Source organism: Bradyrhizobium sediminis, from assembly GCF_018736085.1.
Lineage (GTDB): Bacteria > Pseudomonadota > Alphaproteobacteria > Rhizobiales > Xanthobacteraceae > Bradyrhizobium > Bradyrhizobium sediminis.
Map to the genome: position 1 here is coordinate 4,845,125 of NZ_CP076134.1, position 15,720 is coordinate 4,860,844.

Sequence of the window (15,720 nt, forward strand, 5' to 3'; positions counted from 1 at the left end):
CACGCCGCTTGATTTGAGGGTCAAGACGCGGCATTGCGTGGCTTCAATTACAGCCACGCCATGGTCTGCCCGAGGTCGATACGATGCCCCGCCGCCTGATTTCCACCGGTTCGCCGTTTGAGAAAACCGCCGGCTACAGCCGCGCCGTGATCGACGGCGATTTTGCCTTCGTGGCCGGCACCACCGGCTACGACTACGCCACCATGACGATGCCGCCGGATTTCACGAGCCAGTCACGCAACTGCTTCAAGACCATCGAAGCCGCCTTGAAAGAGGGCGGGTTCGCGATGGCCGACATCGTGCGGGCGACCTACTACATCACCGACATCAAGGACGCGGACGCCCATTTCGCGGTCTGCGGCGAAGTTCTCGGCGACATCCGCCCGGCCGCGACGCTTCTGGTGGTCGGCGGGCTCTACAAGCCCGAGATGAAGGTCGAGATCGAAGTCACCGCGAAGCGGCGCACCTGACCCCTCCTTCGCGCTTTCAGCGCATCCAATCCCCGGAGACCAACCCATGAGCCCGTCCGCGCCAATCCACGCGAAAATTTCCGGACCCATCGTCATGATCGGCTTCGGCTCGATCGGCAAAGGCACGCTGCCGCTGATCGAACGGCATTTCGACTATGACAAGTCGCGCTTCGTCATCATCGACCCGCATGAGGACGGCGAGCTCGCGAAACAGCACGGCGTGCGCTTCATCAAGCAGGCCGTGACCCGCGACAACTACCGCGAGGTGCTGGTGCCGCTGCTCACCGCCGGCGGCGGCCAGGGCTTTTGCGTCAACCTGTCGGTCGACACCTCGTCGGTCGACATCATGACCATGTGCCGCGAGATCGGCGCGCTCTACATCGACACCGTGGTGGAGCCGTGGCTCGGCTTCTACTTCGACAAGAATATCGGCCCGGAAAAGCGCTCGAACTACGCGCTGCGCGAATCCCTGCTCGCGGCCAAGCACAAGAGCCCGGGCGGGCCGACCGCGGTGTCCACCTGCGGCGCCAATCCCGGCATGGTGTCTTGGTTCGTCAAGCAGGCGCTGCTCGACATCGCGCGCGACACCAATACGCCTTACAACGAGCCGAAGAGCCGGGAGGGCTGGGGCCAGCTCGCCCACAAGCTCGGCATCAAAGGCATCCATATCGCCGAGCGCGACACCCAGCGCTCCAAGAAGCCGAAGCCAATGGACGTGTTCGTCAACACCTGGTCGGTGGAGGGCTTCGTCTCCGAGGGCCTGCAGCCGGCCGAGCTCGGCTGGGGCACCCATGAAAAGTGGGTGCCGCACAATGCCGGCATCCACAATTACGGCTGTGGTGCGGCGATCTATCTGCTGCAGCCCGGCGCCAACACCCGCGTGCGCTCCTGGTGTCCGACGCCGGGCGCGCAATACGGCTTTCTCGTCACCCATAACGAGTCGATCTCGATCGCGGATTACTTCACCGTTCGCGAGGGCAGCACCGTGATCTACCGCCCGACCTGCCATTACGCCTATCACCCCGCCAACGACGCGGTGCTGTCGCTGCACGAGATCTTCGGCGCCACCGGCAAGATGCAGGAAAAATGGCACATCCTCGACGAGAACGAGATCGAGGACGGCATCGACGAACTCGGCGTGCTGCTCTACGGCCACGCCAAGAACGCCTATTGGTACGGCTCGCAGCTCTCGATCGAGGAGACCCGGAAGATCGCGCCGTACCAGAACGCCACCGGGTTGCAGGTGTCCTCGGCGGTGCTCGCCGGCATGGTGTGGGCGCTGGAAAATCCCGGCGCCGGGATCGTCGAGGCCGACGAGATGGATTTCCACCGCTGCCTCGAAATCCAGCGGCCCTATCTCGGACCGGTGAAGGGTTTCTACACCGACTGGACGCCGCTCTCCGACCGGCCCGGCCTGTTCCCGGAAGACATCGACACGTCGGACCCCTGGCAGTTCAGGAACGTGCTGGTGCGTTGAGGCGCAGGGGCCAACCGTGAGACGCGCTGATGCGCATCTTGCGGCCCTCGTAACCGCGAATTAACCATCTTGCGTCATTCTGAAGAAAGTCTTCGTTTGCGAAGGCCTGGAGCCGTCGCCGCGGCAACGTTTCGCGCGAGGGCTCCTTCAGAGGAGCGCCGACCATGCGCGCCATCATCGTCATCATCCTGTCGGCTGCGGCATTGGCTGCCTGCAAGCCCGACAATGACGTGACCGGCTCGATCGCCTGCGCCAGCAAGCTCTACAGCCCGTACAATCCCAAGGACATGAAGCAGTGCGTCGGCGCCTGCCTCGCCTGCGATCGCGGCGTGACCAGCACCTGCTCGACGTCCTGCATGCTCAAGGGCGCGCGCTGACCGTCGGGCAATGGTTGGCGTCTCGGATCAGCCGCGGTGGCCCGATCGGACGGCTACAGCGCAAGCAACCCGGCATCGCCATCCTCGGCCGCAAACGCGAGTTGCGTGCCCTTGGCGTTCCAGGCCAGTGCTGCGACCTGGGCGCCGCCGTTCTTGCGCACCAGGATTTCCGCGCCGTCTTCCAGCCGCACCATCAGGATGGTGCCGTCGCTGTAGCCGGCGGCGAGGATGTCCTGCTTCGGATGGCAGGCGACCATGGAAACCCGCGCCTTGAGCGGCGCCAGCATCGCGGGCTCCTTGCCCATCGGGCCATCCTTGCTGGCGAACGGCCACAGGATCACGGTATCGGCGCCCGAGGTCGCAAGCGCCTTGCCGCCGGCACTCCACGACATCGACCGCACGCGGCCGGGATAGCCGGTCATGCGCATATGCCTAGTGTCCGCCAGCCGCCAGCCATGCAGCGCCGGCTCGTGCATCGCCGTGACCAGGAACTTGTTGTCGGGACTGAACACCACGCCGAGATGCGAGCCCGCCCACTCCAGCACTTCCGGCTTCGCCGCCATGTTGGGAAACCACAGGGTGACGCCGTTGTAATGCGCGACCGCGAGCCGCAAACCCTTCGGCGCAAACGCCAGCCCGCCGACCGTGGAGGGCGCATCGAGTGATTTGTCCTCGCCTCTGCCGCTGCGGACGAAGGCGGTCTTGCCGGCCGACCACGCGAACGCGCCGTCGGGATGGACGGCGACATTGTCGATCCAGCGCCGTCTGGCGTCGGTCGCCAGCAGCGTTACCTCGCCCTTGCCGTCGAGCGCGACGAGCTTGCCGTCATCGCCGCCCATGACGATGCGCGCGCCGTCGGACGCCGCACACAGGATGCCGCCGCCATGGACCGCGACCGGCGAGACTTCGCCGTCGCCGCTGGCCAGGAAGACGTTTTCCTCGGCGCCGACAAAGGCGGCGCGCTCGCCGAGGAAATGCACCGAGGTGACGGGCGCGCCGATCCTGACCGGGCGCACCCGGTCGGTGACCGACACGATGGAAGCGGCATTGCTGCCGGGATCGAACTCTTTCATCACGTGGTGATACAACGCTCGAAGCCGTCACGGATGCTCTGCTCGGGCAATTCGCGCCCGATGAAGACGAGGCGGCTCTCGCGCGGCTCGCCCTCCTTCCAGGCGCGCTGGTGGTCGCCTTCCAGCATCATGTGCACGCCCTGGAACACGTAACGGTCGTCGTCGTCGCTGAAGGCGAGAATGCCCTTGGAGCGCAAGATCTTCTGGCCCTCGCTCGCGACGAGGTTCTGCAGCCACGGCATGAATTTGGTGGCGTCGAGCGGCTTGTCCGAGCGCAGCGACAGCGATTGCATGTCCTCGTCGTGATAGTGCTTGATGCCGCCATGGCCGTGATCGTGGTGATGGTCATGGCCGTGGTGATGATCGTGATCATGGTCGTGATCGTCGCCGGCCTGCAGGAATTCCGGCTCGAGCTCGAGGATGCGGTCGAGATCGAACGCGCCGCGCTCCAGCACGTCCGACAGTGCGACCTGGCAGCGCTCGGTGCGATGCAGCTTGGCGTAGGGGTTGATGGCGCGGATCCGGGCCTCGACCTCGGCAAGTTCCGCCTTGCTGACGAGATCGGTCTTGTTGAGCACGATGACGTCAGCGAACGCGATCTGGTTCTTGGCTTCCGGCGCGTCCTTCAGCCGCTCGGCCAGCCATTTGGCGTCGGCGACCGTCACCACCGCGTCGAGCCGGGCGTTGTTCTGCACGTCCTCGTCAACGAAGAAGGTCTGCGCCACCGGCGCCGGATCGGCGAGGCCCGTGGTCTCGACGATGATGGCGTCGAACTTGCCCTTGCGCTTCATCAGCCCGTCGAGGATGCGCACGAGGTCGCCGCGCACGGTGCAGCAGACGCAGCCATTGTTCATCTCGAACACTTCTTCGTCGGCGCCGATGATCAGGTCGTTGTCGATGCCGATCTCGCCGAATTCGTTGACGATGACGGCGTATTTCTTGCCGTGGTTTTCCGACAGAATGCGGTTGAGAAGGGTGGTCTTGCCGGCGCCGAGATAGCCCGTCAGCACGGTCACGGGAATTTTTGGAGAAGAAGGTTCAGCCATAGTCACTCCGGAAAGGCGGTATTTGCGCGGGGGCTGCGCCGGCAGCAGGGAGGCCCCTGCCCTAATTGGCGAGCGCGCTGGTCAGGGCCTTTATATTGTGCCTGACCATCTCAATGTAAGTGGGGGCATCGCCCTTTTCGCCCGTCAAACTGTCGGAATAGAGCGTTCCGCCGACTTTGGCGCCGGTCTCGGCCGATATCCGCCCGATCAGCCTGGCATCGCTGATATTTTCCAGAAACACCGCCGGGATTTTCTGGGTCCTGATCTGGGTGATGATGCGGGCGATATCGCGGGCGCTGGCCTCGGATTCGGTGGAGACGCCGAGCGGCGCGATGAAGGCGATGCCATAGCTCGAGGCGAGATAGCCGAAGGCGTCGTGGGTCGAGATCACCTTGCGGCGCGCCGCCGGAATCTGCGCCACCGCTTCCCTCACCTCGCGGTCGAGCGCATCGAGTTTCGCCAGATAGGCGGTCGCATTGGCGCGATAACCCTCGGCGCCCGCGGGGTCGGCGGCGGCAAGCGCGGCGCTGATATTGGCGACATAGGTTTTCGCGTTGGCGACCGATTGCCACGCATGCGGATCGGCATCGGAGCCGAGCTTGCGCGGCGCGATGCCGTCGGTCGCGGCGATGATCCTTGCCTTGCCGCCCGCGGATTGCACCAGCCGCGGCAGCCATCCCTCCAGCCCGAGGCCGTTGACGATGACGAGCCTGGCGTCGGCGATCTTCTTCGCATCCGCCGGCGTCGGAGAATAGACATGGACATCGCTGTTGGGGCCGACCAGCGTCGTGACATTGACGCGATCACCCCCGACGTTGCGCACGAAATCGCCGAGGATCGAGAAGGAGGCGACGACGTTGAGGCGCTCCTGCGCACGCGCGGGGGCGACCGCCGCTATCAGCATCAAACAGGCGAACAAGAATTGAAAACGCCGCATCGGTTCGCCGCTATGCCTCGAGATGCTTGCCGGGAAACAGCTGCCTCACCATGCCGCTGACGCTGCCGAACAGCACCGAGACGACATAGAGCACCGCGGCCACCAGAATGATCGCCGGGCCGGAGGGAATGCGGGTCTGGAACGACAGCACCAGCCCCGCATAGCCGGAGACGACGGCGCTCGCGACCGCGATGCAGATCATGCCGGTGATGTCGCGCGACCAGAACCGCGCGATGCCGGCGGGCAGGATCATCAGCCCGACCGCGAGCAGGGTGCCGAGCGCGTGAAAGCCGTTGACCAGATTGACCACGACCAGCGCGAGAAACGCCAGATGCGCCGGAGCGCCGGCCCGGCTGACGGTGCGCAGGAACACCGGGTCGACGCATTCGATCACCAGCGGGCGATAGATCACCGCCAGCACCACGAGCGTGATGGTGGCGTTGAAGGCGATCACCAGCAACGTCTGGTCGTCCATCGCAAGGATATTGCCGAACAGCACGTGCAGCAGGTCGATATTGGTGCCCTTGATCGAGACAATAGTCACGCCTGTAGCCAGCGACACCAGGTAGAAGGTGGCGAGCGAGGCGTCTTCCTTCAATTCGGTGGTGCGCGCGACCAAGCCTGCCAGGATCGCCACCGTGAAGCCCGCGATCATGCCGCCGAACGTCATCGCAAACAGATTGAGGCCCGACAGCAAAAAGCCGATCGCAGCCCCCGGCAGGATGGCGTGCGCCATGGCGTCGCCGACCAGGCTCATCCGCCGCAGCATCAGGAACACGCCGATCGGCGCGGCGCCCAGCGCAAGCGCGATCACGGCCGCCAGCGCCCGGCGCATGAATTCGAATTCGGTGAAGGGCGCGACCAGCGCGTCATAGATCGCCACGGTCAGGCCGCCCGCGACGGCATGTCGTCGACGGCGCAAGCCGCCGCGCTGTCGTCGAACGCTTCGCACATCCGGCGGGCCTCGCTGAGATTCGCCGCGGTCAGCACCTCGGCGGTCGGCCCCCACGCCACCGGGCCGCGCGCCAGCAGCAGGGTTTCCGGAAAATGGGCGCGCACCAGATCCATGTCATGCAGCGCCGCCAGCACGGTGCGCCCCTCGGCGTGCCAGCGCCGCACCAGATCGAGCAGGTCGGCCGAAGTCCTGGTGTCGATGGCGTTGAAGGGCTCGTCGAGCACGATCAGCCGCGCGTCCTGCAGCAGCACCCGCGCGAACAGCATGCGCTGCATCTGCCCGCCCGACAGCGTGCCGATCGGGCGGTTCTCGAAACCGTTGAGGCCGACGGCGGCGAGCGCTTGCGCAATCTTGTCGCGCGCCGATTTACCCATGCCGCCGAAGAATCCGGTGCTGCGCCACAGTCCGGTGCCGACGAAATCGTACACCGAGATCGGAAAGCTGCGGTCGATATCGGCGGTCTGCGGCAGATAGGCGATATCGCGGACGTTGAGATTGCCAAGGGAGATAGAGCCCGCCAGCGGCTTGAGGATGCCGACCAGCCCTCGAAGCAGCGTCGACTTGCCGGCGCCGTTGGGACCGACGAGCGCGAGCAACGCGCCGGAGGCGACCTCGCCGTCGAGGTGGTGCACGGCCGGGTGCCGGTCGTAGCCGAGCGTGACGTCGCGGAATTTGAGCTGCGCGGCCATGCTCACCTCATCGCCAACAGCACGACGGCCCACAGGACGGCGCTGACCGCGAGCGCCGCACCAAGCCGCGCCATCACGGTCATGCGCAGGATCGACCAGGGTGCGGCCTGCGCCGGATGCGGGGACGACGGCCCGTGGCTGTGGGCGTGGTCATGGCTATGGTCATGGTTGTGGGAATGGGAAGGAACCATAGCGAAATGTTATATTATAACATAACGGATGTCCATGGAGCCGGTTTCAGTCCTCAAGGCTTCCCGATCGCCATCGCGATGGCCGCGGCCAGCAACGGGAACGGCAGCGACACCGCCGCGCGGAACCAGACGAAGCGGGCCGGCATAAACGGGATTTCCCAGAGAATCAGCCGCTGGAAGGCGAACAGCGCCCAGGCGACGACATAGGCGATGACCTGCGGCGCGCCGCCGCCGGCCTTCAGGGCCACCGCGCCGAGCGAGAAGCCGATCACCGGGCCGCCCGGCGTCGCGGCGCCCGCGACGGTCGCGGTGAGCACGCCGAGCCAGCCGCTGTCAGGCCCGAACCAGCCGGTGATGACCTCCTGGGGCAGCACCGCCGCGATATAGCCGGCGCCGATCACGCCGAGCGCGATGCGCGGCACGATGTTGATGAAGTCCATGGAGCCTTCGCGCGCCGCCGCCGTCAGCACCGTGCGGCCGCGCTGCCAGACCATGAAGCCGAGCACCGCAACCGAGCCCCACAAACTGATGTCGATGATCAGGGCGGCGGTCATGATGGCGGCGCGCCCTTCGGATACATCCTGATATAGACGAAGCGGCCGAGCGCGCCGGCCAGCACCGGGATCGGCAGCGAGATCGCGATCCGCCACAGCGTGAAGTCGGTGCCCAGAATCGGCAATTCCCAGGAAATCGCCCGGCCATAGCCGAGCAGCGTCCAGCTCACCACCATCGCGATGATGGCGCCGAAATCGGCGCCGACGGTGAGCAGCGCCGCCGCCACCGGATAGGCGGTGAACGGTCCGCCCGGCAGGATGGCGCCGAACGCGGTCCCGATCAGCAATCCCTTCAGGCCGGAGTTGGGCCCGAGCGATCGCGACACTTTCTCGTGCGGCAATATCTCGGCGAGGAACGCGCCGAGCAGGCAGCCCGCCAGCACGCGCGGCAGGATGCCGCCGAACAGCTCGAGATCGCTGGTCAGGATTTCGGTGACGCCGTGGATGCCATCGCGCCTCCAGACCAGCACCACGCTGACCGCGACCAGCACCGCGATCACGATCATCGACCAGCCGATCGGCTTGCGGACGCGTCCGGCGCGCGGCTCTGAGTCCGCGGCGTCGTCGGCGGGCGCCGGGTCTTTCAGGGGTGATTCTGACAAGGCAATCGGTCTGGGGGGTGAAGCGGCTGATCCTGCTTAGTCGCGCCGGCACAGCGAATCAAACGGAACAGTGACGAAACCCATGCGCGCCTGATGAAGGCCCATGCGGGATTGTTCACGCCAGATGGCGGACCAGCGCGAGGCCGGCGAACAGGCCGGCGATCGACAACAGCACCGAGCCCAGCACGTAGAACAGCGCCGATCCGATCTCGCCCCGCTCGTAGAGCAGCGCAGTATCGAGCGAGAACGCCGAGAAGGTGGTGTAGCCGCCGAGAATGCCGGTCATCAGGAACAGCCGCCAGGGCTGCGAAGCTTCGCCCTTGAAGGCGAGGTAGCCGGCGATCAGCCCCATCACGAGGGAGCCCGAGACATTGATGATGAAGGTGCCCCAGGGAAACGCCGTGCCGAGCCCGCGCGCGCAGACCACGTTGACGAAATGGCGCAGCGACGCGCCAAGCCCGCCGCCGACAAAAACCAGAAGATAGTTCATCGCAAGCTTTCCAAGGATCCGGGCACCGGCATCACAGGTTTTGCCGCAAGGCCGCGGTCCCCGCAAGGATCACGGGATGCCTGCGCAAACGAAAGGGCGGCAGCGCGATGCTGCCGCCCCGGGAAGATTCCGTCATTCCGGGGCGCGCCGGAGGCGCGAACCCGGAATCTCGACCTTGTCTTGCAACTCTCGATCACTTCGAGATTCCGGGTTCGATGCTGCGCATCGCCCCGGAATGACAGTGGTTAGTCTCACGCCTTCGAGAACAGCTGGTCGACATATTCCCAGTTCACCAGATGATCGACGAACGCCTTGAGATAGTCCGGGCGGCGGTTGCGATAATCGATGTAATAGGAGTGCTCCCAGACGTCGACGCCGAGGATCGGAGTGGCGCCATGCACCAGCGGGTTTTCGCCGTTCGGGGTCTTGGAGATTTCGAGCTTGCCGTTCTTGACCGACAGCCATGCCCAGCCCGAGCCGAACTGGCCGACGCCGGCGGCGGCGAAATCGGTCTTGAACTTCTCCAGCCCGCCGAGGTCCTCGTTGATCTTCTTTTCCAGACGGCCCGGCAGTTTGCTGCCGCCGCCATTGGGCTTCATCCAGTTCCAGAAATGCAGGTGGTTGTAGTGCTGGCCGGCATTGTTGAACAGCGGCACATTCTTGCCGAACGAGCCCTTGACGATCTCCTCGAGAGACTTGCCCTCGAATTCGGTGCCCTTCAGCAGATTGTTGCCGTTGGTCACATAGGCCTGATGATGCTTGTCGTGATGGTATTCCAGCGTTTCCTGCGACATATGAGGAGCAAGCGCGTCATAGGCATAAGGAAGGTTGGGAAGCGTGAAGGTCATGGGATGATGTCCGCAATGATGGGAGACGTGACTTAACGGGACCCCTTATAGAAGGTTCCATCGATCTTAAACACAGCAAATTGGGTCCGGGCAGCGCAGGGATTGAGCACAATGAGCATCGAGATCGACGTATTGAACGGAGACGCATCGTGGCCCGTGGCGGAGCCGCTGTTCGATGCGGTCTGGTCGCCCCATGTCATGGAAAAGCTGTCTTGGGGCCATGTCCAGTGGGCCCATGCCGACCTCCGCGTGCTGATCGAACGACCCGAAGGCGGGCTGGCCTGCCATGTCGGAATTTATTTCCGCGACGTCACCCTGGACGGCCGCAAGATGCAGGCCGGCGGCATCGGCGGGGTCATGACCCGCGAGGACTGCCGCGGCCAGGGCTATGCCAGCCTCGCGCTGAACGCCGCGGTACGGACCATGCGCGACCACGAGGCGGTGCAGTTCGCACTGTTGTTCTGCGAACCGCACAATTTCGCGTTCTACCGGGCGCGCGGCTGGCACCGCTTCACCGGCGAGGTCTACGCCGAGCAGCCCGGGGGACGCATTCGCTTCGAGGCGATGGCGCCCTTCGTGCTCGACTTCACGCGCGCGCCGCGGCAAGGCGTCATCGACCTATGCGGCCTGCCTTGGTGACCATGCGCGCCGCGGGGTGGCGGTCGCAGGCGGCGGCCCATAATATGTCGGTCATCATTTTGTTGTCCGCTGACGCCTGAATGGCCGGTGCTGCATGACCATCAAGGCCTCGCCTGAGGCGCCCCCGGCCGGCATCCCCGCCAACGGCCTGCTGACGTCGCCGATCCTGCCGACCCTGCTGAAGCTGGCCTTTCCGAATATCGTCGCGATGTTCGGCACCACCTTGGTGGCGGTCGCCGAAACCTCCTATATCGGCCGTCTCGGCATCGAACCCCTGGCCGCCATCGCGCTGGTGTTCCCCTTCGTGATGCTGACGCAGATGATGTCGGCGGGCGCCATGGGCGGCGGCGTTTCGTCGGCGATCAGCCGCGCGCTCGGCGCCGGCGACCGCGAGCGCGCGGCGACGCTGGCGCTGCACGCGGCCATGATCGGCCTGCTCGGCGGACTGTTCTTCACCGCTGTCATGCTGCTGTTCGGCCGCGGGTTCTTCATGCTGCTGGGCGGGCGCGGCGGCGTGCTCGAACAGGCCCTGCAATATTCGCAGGTGCTGTTTTCCGGCGCGGTCTCGATCTGGCTGGTCAATACGCTGTCCTCGGTGCTGCGCGGCACCGGCGACATGCGGCTGCCGTCGGCAACATTGATCGGCACCGCCCTGGTTCAGGTCGTGGCCGGCGGCACATTGGGTCTTGGTCTCGCCGGGCTGCCGCAACTCGGCATGCGCGGCGTCGCCGCCGGACAACTGATCGCGTTCTCGCTCGGGGCGATATTTCTCGCCTGGGTCCTCGTCAGCGGCCGCAGCCGGCTGACGCTCGATTTCCGCGCCTTCAGATTTCAGCGCGCCATGTTCCTCGACATCCTGAAGGTCGGCGCGATCTCCTGCGTGGCGCCGCTGCAGAGCGTGCTGACCATCCTGATCTTCACCAGGATCCTCGCCGGCTTCGGCACCGCGACGCTCGCCGGCTACGGCATGGGCTCGCGGCTCGAATTCCTGCTGACCCCGATTTCGTTCGCCTTCGGCGTCGCCTCGGTGCCGATGGTCGGCATGGCCGTCGGCGCCGGCCTCGTCGCGCGCGCCCGCAAGGTGGCGTGGACCGCGGGCGCAGCATCGGCCCTCACCATCGGGCTGATCGGCCTGATCGTGGCGGCAGAACCGGTGCTCTGGGTGTCGCTGTTCACCAGCGATCCCGGCGTCACCGCCGCCGCCTATTCCTATTTCGCCTGGGCCGGTCCGGCATTCGGGTTCTTCGGGCTGGGCACCTGTCTCTATTTCGCTTCGCAGGGCGCGGCGAAGGTCGGCGGCCCGGTGCTGGCGGGAACAGGCCGCTTGCTGTTGGTCGGGCTCGGCGGCTGGTGGCTGGTGTCGATCGACGCTCCGGCATGGACGCTGTTCGCGCTGGCCGGCGCCGCCATGGTGCTGTTCGGCCTCGGCGTGGCCGCTTCGGTCCGCCTGACGCGCTGGGGTAAATGATCCGCGAGCAGGCCGATACGACATTGCAGAAATTCGATTTGTTGCTATGCAGGCCTGCTTTTCGGAGAGGCTCAGCGCCTGAACACACATCCGGGCCTCGTGGTTCGAGAAAATCTATTCTTCCATCGGGCAGTTGACCATCCAGGGCGTGCCGAACTGATCGACGCACATGCCGAAACCCTTGGAGAAGAAAGTCTTGCCGAACGCCATGTTGATGGTGCCGCCCTCGGCCAGCGCCTTGAACCGGCGCTCGGCGTCGGCGGGATCCTCGACCTGCAGGGAGACCGCGAATCCCTGCGGCTGGTGGAAATTGCCCGGAGTTGCGTCGGAGGCCATCAGCACTTCGCCGTCGATCGATATCCTGGCGTGCATGACCTTCTTCTTCCATTCCGGAGGGATCGGCATCTCCGCGGGCCCGCCCTCATAGGTCAGCATTGCATCGATCCTGGCGCCGAGCACCTTCGCGTAGAATTTCAACGCCGCTTCGCAATTGCCGTTGTAGAAGAGATAGGGATTGACCTGCATCGCTTGCTCCTAGGGTGACTTGACGCCGCACCGAAGCTCATTTTTCGGCGAGCCGCTTCAGATTGGCGAGACCGATTTCAAAATCCTTGCCGACCATGTCGTCCAGGTTGATGAAGACCTGCATCACCTTCGACATCAGGGACGCGGGACCATGCATCAGCCATGTCAGACGGGTGGCATCGCCCTGCGGCAGCATTGTGAATTCAGCGGTGTTGTGGGCTTCGAACGGCGTGAAAAAATCGAGCTTGATGGCGATCTTCGACGGCGCCGGCGCGTCCAGGATTTCCATGCGGCCGGAACCGACGTTCTTGTTGCCCTCCCACGCATAGACCGCGCCCTTGCCGCTCCCCACATCGCTGAAAGTGCGCTTCATCGCGGGATCCTTGTGTTCGTAAGGCGACCACGATCCCCACTGGTGAAAATCGTTGATCAGCGGAAAGATCTTTTCCGGCGGCGCCTTGACCGTGATGGCGCGCCTCACGGCGAACGTATCCGGCTTGGTCGCAGCGAGGATCAGCACGATAGCGATCGCAATCGCAAGCACGACGGCAATGATGGCAATGGCCTTCAACATGGCAAACTCCGTATCGGTGAATCGTCGGCGAGGTAAATCAACGCTGCCAGGGCATCAAGCCGCGCAAGTTTCTGTCGCGCAGCCACAGCCCGCCCCACACCATCAGGCCCAGATAGAATCCGAACAGCGTGTGGCTGAACAGCGGACTGCCGATCCTGACATGCGATGCCATCGCGCCGCCGAGATAGCCGGTCAACAGGATGGCCCCGAGAATCGAGGTCGGCGGAATCGCATAGAGCACGGTGCAGGCGACGGTGATGACACCGAGTGTCCGCGCCAGGCTTTCGCTCGAACCATAGCCCATCCTGTCCATGGTTTCCGTGACCACCGGCCACGGCACCAGCTTGATGGCGCCGTCGAACAGCAGGAACACAATGACGAGGCCGCTGAGGACACGGCCGGTCCACTGTGCGGGCTTTGAAATCTCCGGGCTTGCCGCGGTCTCGGCGATCGTCGTCATGGTCGGCTCCGTCGGGGATTGCTGATACACAATCCAAGGACGAACGGGAGCGGCGGAAACCGACAGGGGGGAGCGAAATTATTGCGACCGCCTCCCTTTTTCCCCTCTCCCCTACTTCCCCGCCTTGGCGCCGCGGGGCGCGCTGTCGCGCATCAGGCGGTCGAGATGCATCCTGATGTGGGCGGCCTCCGCCGAGGTGTTGGCGAGCGCGATGGCGCGGTCGAAGGCGACGCGGGCCTCCTCGTTGCGGCCGAGCTGCATCAGGAACGCGCCGCGCACGCCGAAGAAATGGAAGTAATTCGACAGCCGCGACGACAGCGGCTCGATCATCTCGAGCGCGGCCTCGGCCCCGCGCACCTTGGACACCGCGACCGCGCGGTTGAGCGTCACCACCGGCGACGGCTGCATCACCTCCAGCGCGCCATAGAGCAGATCGATCTGGGTCCAGTCGGTGTCTTCGGGCCTGGCGGCACGGGCATGCAGCGCCGCGACCGCCGCCTGGATCTGATAGGGTCCGCTGCGGCGGTGGCGCATCGCCTTGTCGATCAGCGCCAGCCCCTCCGCGATCATCTTCTGGTTCCACAGGCTGCGGTCCTGGTCGTCGAGCAGGATCACCGCGCCCTCGGCGTCGAAGCGCGCCGCCGCGCGGGCGTGCTGCAGCAACAGCAATGCCGTCAGTCCCATGATCTCGGGTTCGCCCTGGAACAGCCGCAACAGCAGCCGCGCCAGCCGGATCGCCTCCTCGCACAGGGTGCTGCGAATCTCGGCGGTGTCGCCACTGGCCGAATAGCCCTCGTTGAAGACCAGATAGATCATCGCCGCCACCGCGGAGAGCCGCTCGGAGCGCTCCACGGCGCCCGGGGTCTCGAACGGCACGTCGGCGTCGGCAACGCGCGCCTTTGCCCGGGTGATGCGCTGCTCCATCGCCGCCTCAGAGACCAGGAAGGCGCGCGCGATCTGTTTGACGGTCAACCCCGAGACGATGCGCAAGGCGAGCGCGATCTGCTGCGTCGCCGGCAGATCCGGATGACAGCAGATGAACAGCAGCCGCAGGATGTCGTCGCGGTAATGCGAGCCGTCGAGCCGCTCGGCCAGCGCGTCCTCGGCGTCGTCGAGATCGGAGATCGCCTCGTCCTCGGGCAGCGGCTGCTGCCTGCGGTTGCGCCTGATGTCGTCGATCGCGACATTGCGGCCGACCATGATCAGCCATGCCGCGGGATCGCGCGGCGGACCGTTTTGCGGCCAGCTCTTCAACGCGCGCAAGGACGCGTTCTGGAAGGCTTCCTCGGCGGTGTCGAGATCGCGGAAATAGCGCAACAGCGCGCCGACCGCCTGGGGACGCGCCGAGGTCAGCGCGGCATCGATCCAGGCGGCGTCGGTCACGGCTTGATGCTCCCGGGGTTCAACAGCCCAACGGGGCGGATTTCGTAGGCGCCGCCGGGATTGGCGGCCCCGAGATCGCGCGCGACGTCGAGCGCCTCATCGAGGTTGTTGCAGTCGACGATGTAGAAGCCGAGCAATTGTTCCTTGGTTTCGGCATAGGGGCCATCGAGCACGAGAGGCGGATCGTCCTTGCGCAACGTGGTCGCCGAGGTCGTCGGCAGCAGCCGCGCCACCGGCCCGAGCCGCCCCTGTTTTTTCAGTTTGTCCTGCACGACGGCAAGTTTGCTCATGACGGCGGCGTCCTGTTCCTTGGTCCAGGATCCGACGGTGTCTTCGTCGTGATAGCAGAGAATGGCGTAAAGCATGCGAGAGGTTCCGGTTTGATTGGAAGACGAGTGAGTGCAGAGGCTCCCGACAGGATAGCGGAAATATTTATCGTTCGCGATTCTCTCAATCGCAATTAGCGACGCTCGCCGATCACCTGTGAAAATCGCAGGAGGTAGCCATCCGGATCCTGGACCGCAAATTGCTTGACGCCAATTTCGTCGTTTTCTCGCCGATACCACCGGTCTTCAAGCGGCAAAAACACCACAACGTCAGCCGCCAGAACTCTTGCATGCAAGTCTATGACGTCAGCAACTTGAATCTGGAAATTAGCTCCTCGGCCGAATGGGTAGGTCAACTCCGCGCGCGGCCATAGGCGGTCTTTGCCAACGGGCTCCTCGAGCATCAGCTCGGCCCCATCACGTTCCAAATATGCGAAGCGCTCTTCCGGACGGGAATAGAGGACGCGAAATCCCAACAGCCCAGTGTAGAAGCGAAGGCTTTCTTCGAAGTTCGAGCAGACAAATTCGGGGACGAGCTTGGCGCGCATAGGAAAGCGTATCATCGCAGATACGTTCCGACAAACGGCTGCAGGACGACTTAAGAGAGACGACGACGCAGCAAGCCAGAAATGTTTT

Annotated in this window: 21 protein-coding genes; 5 read left to right on the forward strand and 16 right to left on the reverse strand. The window is 64.8% G+C overall.

The window, feature by feature from the left end:
• Positions 1–83: 83 nt before the first annotated feature.
• The 3 genes from KMZ29_RS23310 to KMZ29_RS23320 all read left to right on the forward strand — a co-directional run bounded on the left by KMZ29_RS23310 (position 84) and on the right by KMZ29_RS23320 (position 2,324).
• On the forward strand, positions 84–470 hold the full coding sequence (locus KMZ29_RS23310; protein WP_215621393.1) for a RidA family protein: 387 nt from the start codon (positions 84–86) through the stop codon (positions 468–470).
• Positions 471–516: 46 nt separating this feature from the next.
• On the forward strand, positions 517–1,947 hold the full coding sequence (locus KMZ29_RS23315) for a homospermidine synthase (protein WP_215621394.1): 1,431 nt from the start codon (positions 517–519) through the stop codon (positions 1,945–1,947).
• A gap of 164 nt (positions 1,948–2,111) precedes the next feature.
• Positions 2,112–2,324: a hypothetical protein gene (locus KMZ29_RS23320; RefSeq protein ID WP_215621395.1), complete on the forward strand. Its 213-nt coding sequence runs from the start codon at positions 2,112–2,114 to the stop codon at positions 2,322–2,324.
• Positions 2,325–2,377: 53 nt separating this feature from the next.
• Here KMZ29_RS23320 and KMZ29_RS23325 read toward each other — a convergent pair whose 3' ends face one another.
• From KMZ29_RS23325 to KMZ29_RS23370, 10 genes are all read right to left on the reverse strand, one after another.
• The gene (locus KMZ29_RS23325; RefSeq protein WP_215621396.1) at positions 2,378–3,397 is read right to left on the reverse strand and encodes a WD40 repeat domain-containing protein; all 1,020 of its coding nucleotides are present in this window, start codon (positions 3,395–3,397) and stop codon (positions 2,378–2,380) included.
• Positions 3,397–4,443: a CobW family GTP-binding protein gene (locus tag KMZ29_RS23330; RefSeq protein ID WP_215621397.1), complete on the reverse strand. Its 1,047-nt coding sequence runs from the start codon at positions 4,441–4,443 to the stop codon at positions 3,397–3,399. The genes KMZ29_RS23325 and KMZ29_RS23330 overlap by 1 nt, the downstream gene beginning before the upstream one ends.
• Before the next feature lie 61 nt (positions 4,444–4,504).
• Positions 4,505–5,380: a metal ABC transporter substrate-binding protein gene (locus tag KMZ29_RS23335; protein ID WP_215621398.1), complete on the reverse strand. Its 876-nt coding sequence runs from the start codon at positions 5,378–5,380 to the stop codon at positions 4,505–4,507.
• 10 nt (positions 5,381–5,390) lie between these two features.
• A complete protein-coding gene (locus KMZ29_RS23340) occupies positions 5,391–6,215 on the reverse strand; it encodes a metal ABC transporter permease (protein WP_215624385.1) in 825 nt (274 codons plus the stop codon).
• A 50-nt stretch (positions 6,216–6,265) separates the two neighbouring features.
• Positions 6,266–7,024, reverse strand: a complete 759-nt coding sequence (locus tag KMZ29_RS23345) for a metal ABC transporter ATP-binding protein (RefSeq protein ID WP_215621399.1) — start codon at positions 7,022–7,024, stop codon at positions 6,266–6,268.
• A gap of 2 nt (positions 7,025–7,026) precedes the next feature.
• A complete protein-coding gene (locus tag KMZ29_RS23350; RefSeq protein WP_215621400.1) occupies positions 7,027–7,215 on the reverse strand; it encodes a hypothetical protein in 189 nt (62 codons plus the stop codon).
• A gap of 53 nt (positions 7,216–7,268) precedes the next feature.
• A complete protein-coding gene (locus KMZ29_RS23355) occupies positions 7,269–7,769 on the reverse strand; it encodes a permease (RefSeq protein ID WP_215621401.1) in 501 nt (166 codons plus the stop codon).
• Positions 7,766–8,371 (reverse strand): permease, encoded by a 606-nt coding sequence (locus KMZ29_RS23360; protein WP_215621402.1) that lies wholly within the window; start codon positions 8,369–8,371, stop codon positions 7,766–7,768. The genes KMZ29_RS23355 and KMZ29_RS23360 overlap by 4 nt, the downstream gene beginning before the upstream one ends.
• Positions 8,372–8,486: 115 nt before the next feature.
• A complete protein-coding gene (crcB, locus tag KMZ29_RS23365; RefSeq protein WP_215621403.1) occupies positions 8,487–8,861 on the reverse strand; it encodes a fluoride efflux transporter CrcB in 375 nt (124 codons plus the stop codon).
• A gap of 251 nt (positions 8,862–9,112) precedes the next feature.
• Positions 9,113–9,709, reverse strand: coding sequence for a superoxide dismutase (locus tag KMZ29_RS23370; protein WP_215621404.1), 597 nt, complete (start codon positions 9,707–9,709; stop codon positions 9,113–9,115).
• Between the two features lie 111 nt (positions 9,710–9,820).
• On the opposite strand from KMZ29_RS23370, the gene KMZ29_RS23375 reads away from it, so the two are divergent.
• Together KMZ29_RS23375 and KMZ29_RS23380 are read left to right on the forward strand one after the other, a co-directional pair.
• Entirely contained in the window at positions 9,821–10,348 is a 528-nt protein-coding gene (locus KMZ29_RS23375) for a GNAT family N-acetyltransferase (protein WP_215621405.1), read from the forward strand.
• A gap of 94 nt (positions 10,349–10,442) precedes the next feature.
• The gene (locus KMZ29_RS23380) at positions 10,443–11,816 is read left to right on the forward strand and encodes an MATE family efflux transporter (protein ID WP_215621406.1); all 1,374 of its coding nucleotides are present in this window, start codon (positions 10,443–10,445) and stop codon (positions 11,814–11,816) included.
• Between the two features lie 114 nt (positions 11,817–11,930).
• Here KMZ29_RS23380 and KMZ29_RS23385 read toward each other — a convergent pair whose 3' ends face one another.
• From KMZ29_RS23385 to KMZ29_RS23410, 6 genes are all read right to left on the reverse strand, one after another.
• Entirely contained in the window at positions 11,931–12,341 is a 411-nt protein-coding gene (locus KMZ29_RS23385; RefSeq protein WP_215621407.1) for a VOC family protein, read from the reverse strand.
• A 37-nt stretch (positions 12,342–12,378) separates the two neighbouring features.
• Positions 12,379–12,915 carry an SRPBCC family protein gene (locus KMZ29_RS23390; RefSeq protein ID WP_215621408.1) on the reverse strand — a complete coding sequence of 179 codons (537 nt, stop codon included), beginning with the start codon at positions 12,913–12,915 and terminating at the stop codon, positions 12,379–12,381.
• A 37-nt stretch (positions 12,916–12,952) separates the two neighbouring features.
• Positions 12,953–13,375: a DoxX family protein gene (locus tag KMZ29_RS23395; RefSeq protein ID WP_215621409.1), complete on the reverse strand. Its 423-nt coding sequence runs from the start codon at positions 13,373–13,375 to the stop codon at positions 12,953–12,955.
• Between the two features lie 111 nt (positions 13,376–13,486).
• Positions 13,487–14,758 (reverse strand): RNA polymerase sigma factor, encoded by a 1,272-nt coding sequence (locus KMZ29_RS23400; RefSeq protein ID WP_215621410.1) that lies wholly within the window; start codon positions 14,756–14,758, stop codon positions 13,487–13,489.
• On the reverse strand, positions 14,755–15,123 hold the full coding sequence (locus tag KMZ29_RS23405; RefSeq protein ID WP_215621411.1) for a YciI family protein: 369 nt from the start codon (positions 15,121–15,123) through the stop codon (positions 14,755–14,757). The genes KMZ29_RS23400 and KMZ29_RS23405 overlap by 4 nt, the downstream gene beginning before the upstream one ends.
• Positions 15,124–15,218: 95 nt before the next feature.
• On the reverse strand, positions 15,219–15,632 hold the full coding sequence (locus KMZ29_RS23410; RefSeq protein WP_215621412.1) for a bleomycin resistance protein: 414 nt from the start codon (positions 15,630–15,632) through the stop codon (positions 15,219–15,221).
• Positions 15,633–15,720: the final 88 nt, after the last annotated feature.

Bases quoted from the DNA above. Each gene is read 5' to 3' on its own strand.
- KMZ29_RS23310 (WP_215621393.1), top strand. From the start codon at position 84: ATGCCCCGCCGCCTGATTTCCACCGGTTCGCCGTTTGAGAAAACCGCC.
- KMZ29_RS23315 (WP_215621394.1), top strand. From the start codon at position 517: ATGAGCCCGTCCGCGCCAATCCACGCGAAAATTTCCGGACCCATCGTC.
- KMZ29_RS23320 (WP_215621395.1), top strand. From the start codon at position 2,112: ATGCGCGCCATCATCGTCATCATCCTGTCGGCTGCGGCATTGGCTGCC.
- KMZ29_RS23325 (WP_215621396.1), bottom strand. From the start codon at position 3,397: ATGAAAGAGTTCGATCCCGGCAGCAATGCCGCTTCCATCGTGTCGGTC.
- KMZ29_RS23330 (WP_215621397.1), bottom strand. From the start codon at position 4,443: ATGGCTGAACCTTCTTCTCCAAAAATTCCCGTGACCGTGCTGACGGGC.
- KMZ29_RS23335 (WP_215621398.1), bottom strand. From the start codon at position 5,380: ATGCGGCGTTTTCAATTCTTGTTCGCCTGTTTGATGCTGATAGCGGCG.
- KMZ29_RS23340 (WP_215624385.1), bottom strand. From the start codon at position 6,215: ATGCGCCGGGCGCTGGCGGCCGTGATCGCGCTTGCGCTGGGCGCCGCG.
- KMZ29_RS23345 (WP_215621399.1), bottom strand. From the start codon at position 7,024: ATGGCCGCGCAGCTCAAATTCCGCGACGTCACGCTCGGCTACGACCGG.
- KMZ29_RS23350 (WP_215621400.1), bottom strand. From the start codon at position 7,215: ATGGTTCCTTCCCATTCCCACAACCATGACCATAGCCATGACCACGCC.
- KMZ29_RS23355 (WP_215621401.1), bottom strand. From the start codon at position 7,769: ATGACCGCCGCCCTGATCATCGACATCAGTTTGTGGGGCTCGGTTGCG.
- crcB (WP_215621403.1), bottom strand. From the start codon at position 8,861: ATGAACTATCTTCTGGTTTTTGTCGGCGGCGGGCTTGGCGCGTCGCTG.
- KMZ29_RS23370 (WP_215621404.1), bottom strand. From the start codon at position 9,709: ATGACCTTCACGCTTCCCAACCTTCCTTATGCCTATGACGCGCTTGCT.
- KMZ29_RS23375 (WP_215621405.1), top strand. From the start codon at position 9,821: ATGAGCATCGAGATCGACGTATTGAACGGAGACGCATCGTGGCCCGTG.
- KMZ29_RS23380 (WP_215621406.1), top strand. From the start codon at position 10,443: ATGACCATCAAGGCCTCGCCTGAGGCGCCCCCGGCCGGCATCCCCGCC.
- KMZ29_RS23385 (WP_215621407.1), bottom strand. From the start codon at position 12,341: ATGCAGGTCAATCCCTATCTCTTCTACAACGGCAATTGCGAAGCGGCG.
- KMZ29_RS23390 (WP_215621408.1), bottom strand. From the start codon at position 12,915: ATGTTGAAGGCCATTGCCATCATTGCCGTCGTGCTTGCGATTGCGATC.
- KMZ29_RS23395 (WP_215621409.1), bottom strand. From the start codon at position 13,375: ATGACGACGATCGCCGAGACCGCGGCAAGCCCGGAGATTTCAAAGCCC.
- KMZ29_RS23405 (WP_215621411.1), bottom strand. From the start codon at position 15,123: ATGCTTTACGCCATTCTCTGCTATCACGACGAAGACACCGTCGGATCC.
- KMZ29_RS23410 (WP_215621412.1), bottom strand. From the start codon at position 15,632: ATGCGCGCCAAGCTCGTCCCCGAATTTGTCTGCTCGAACTTCGAAGAA.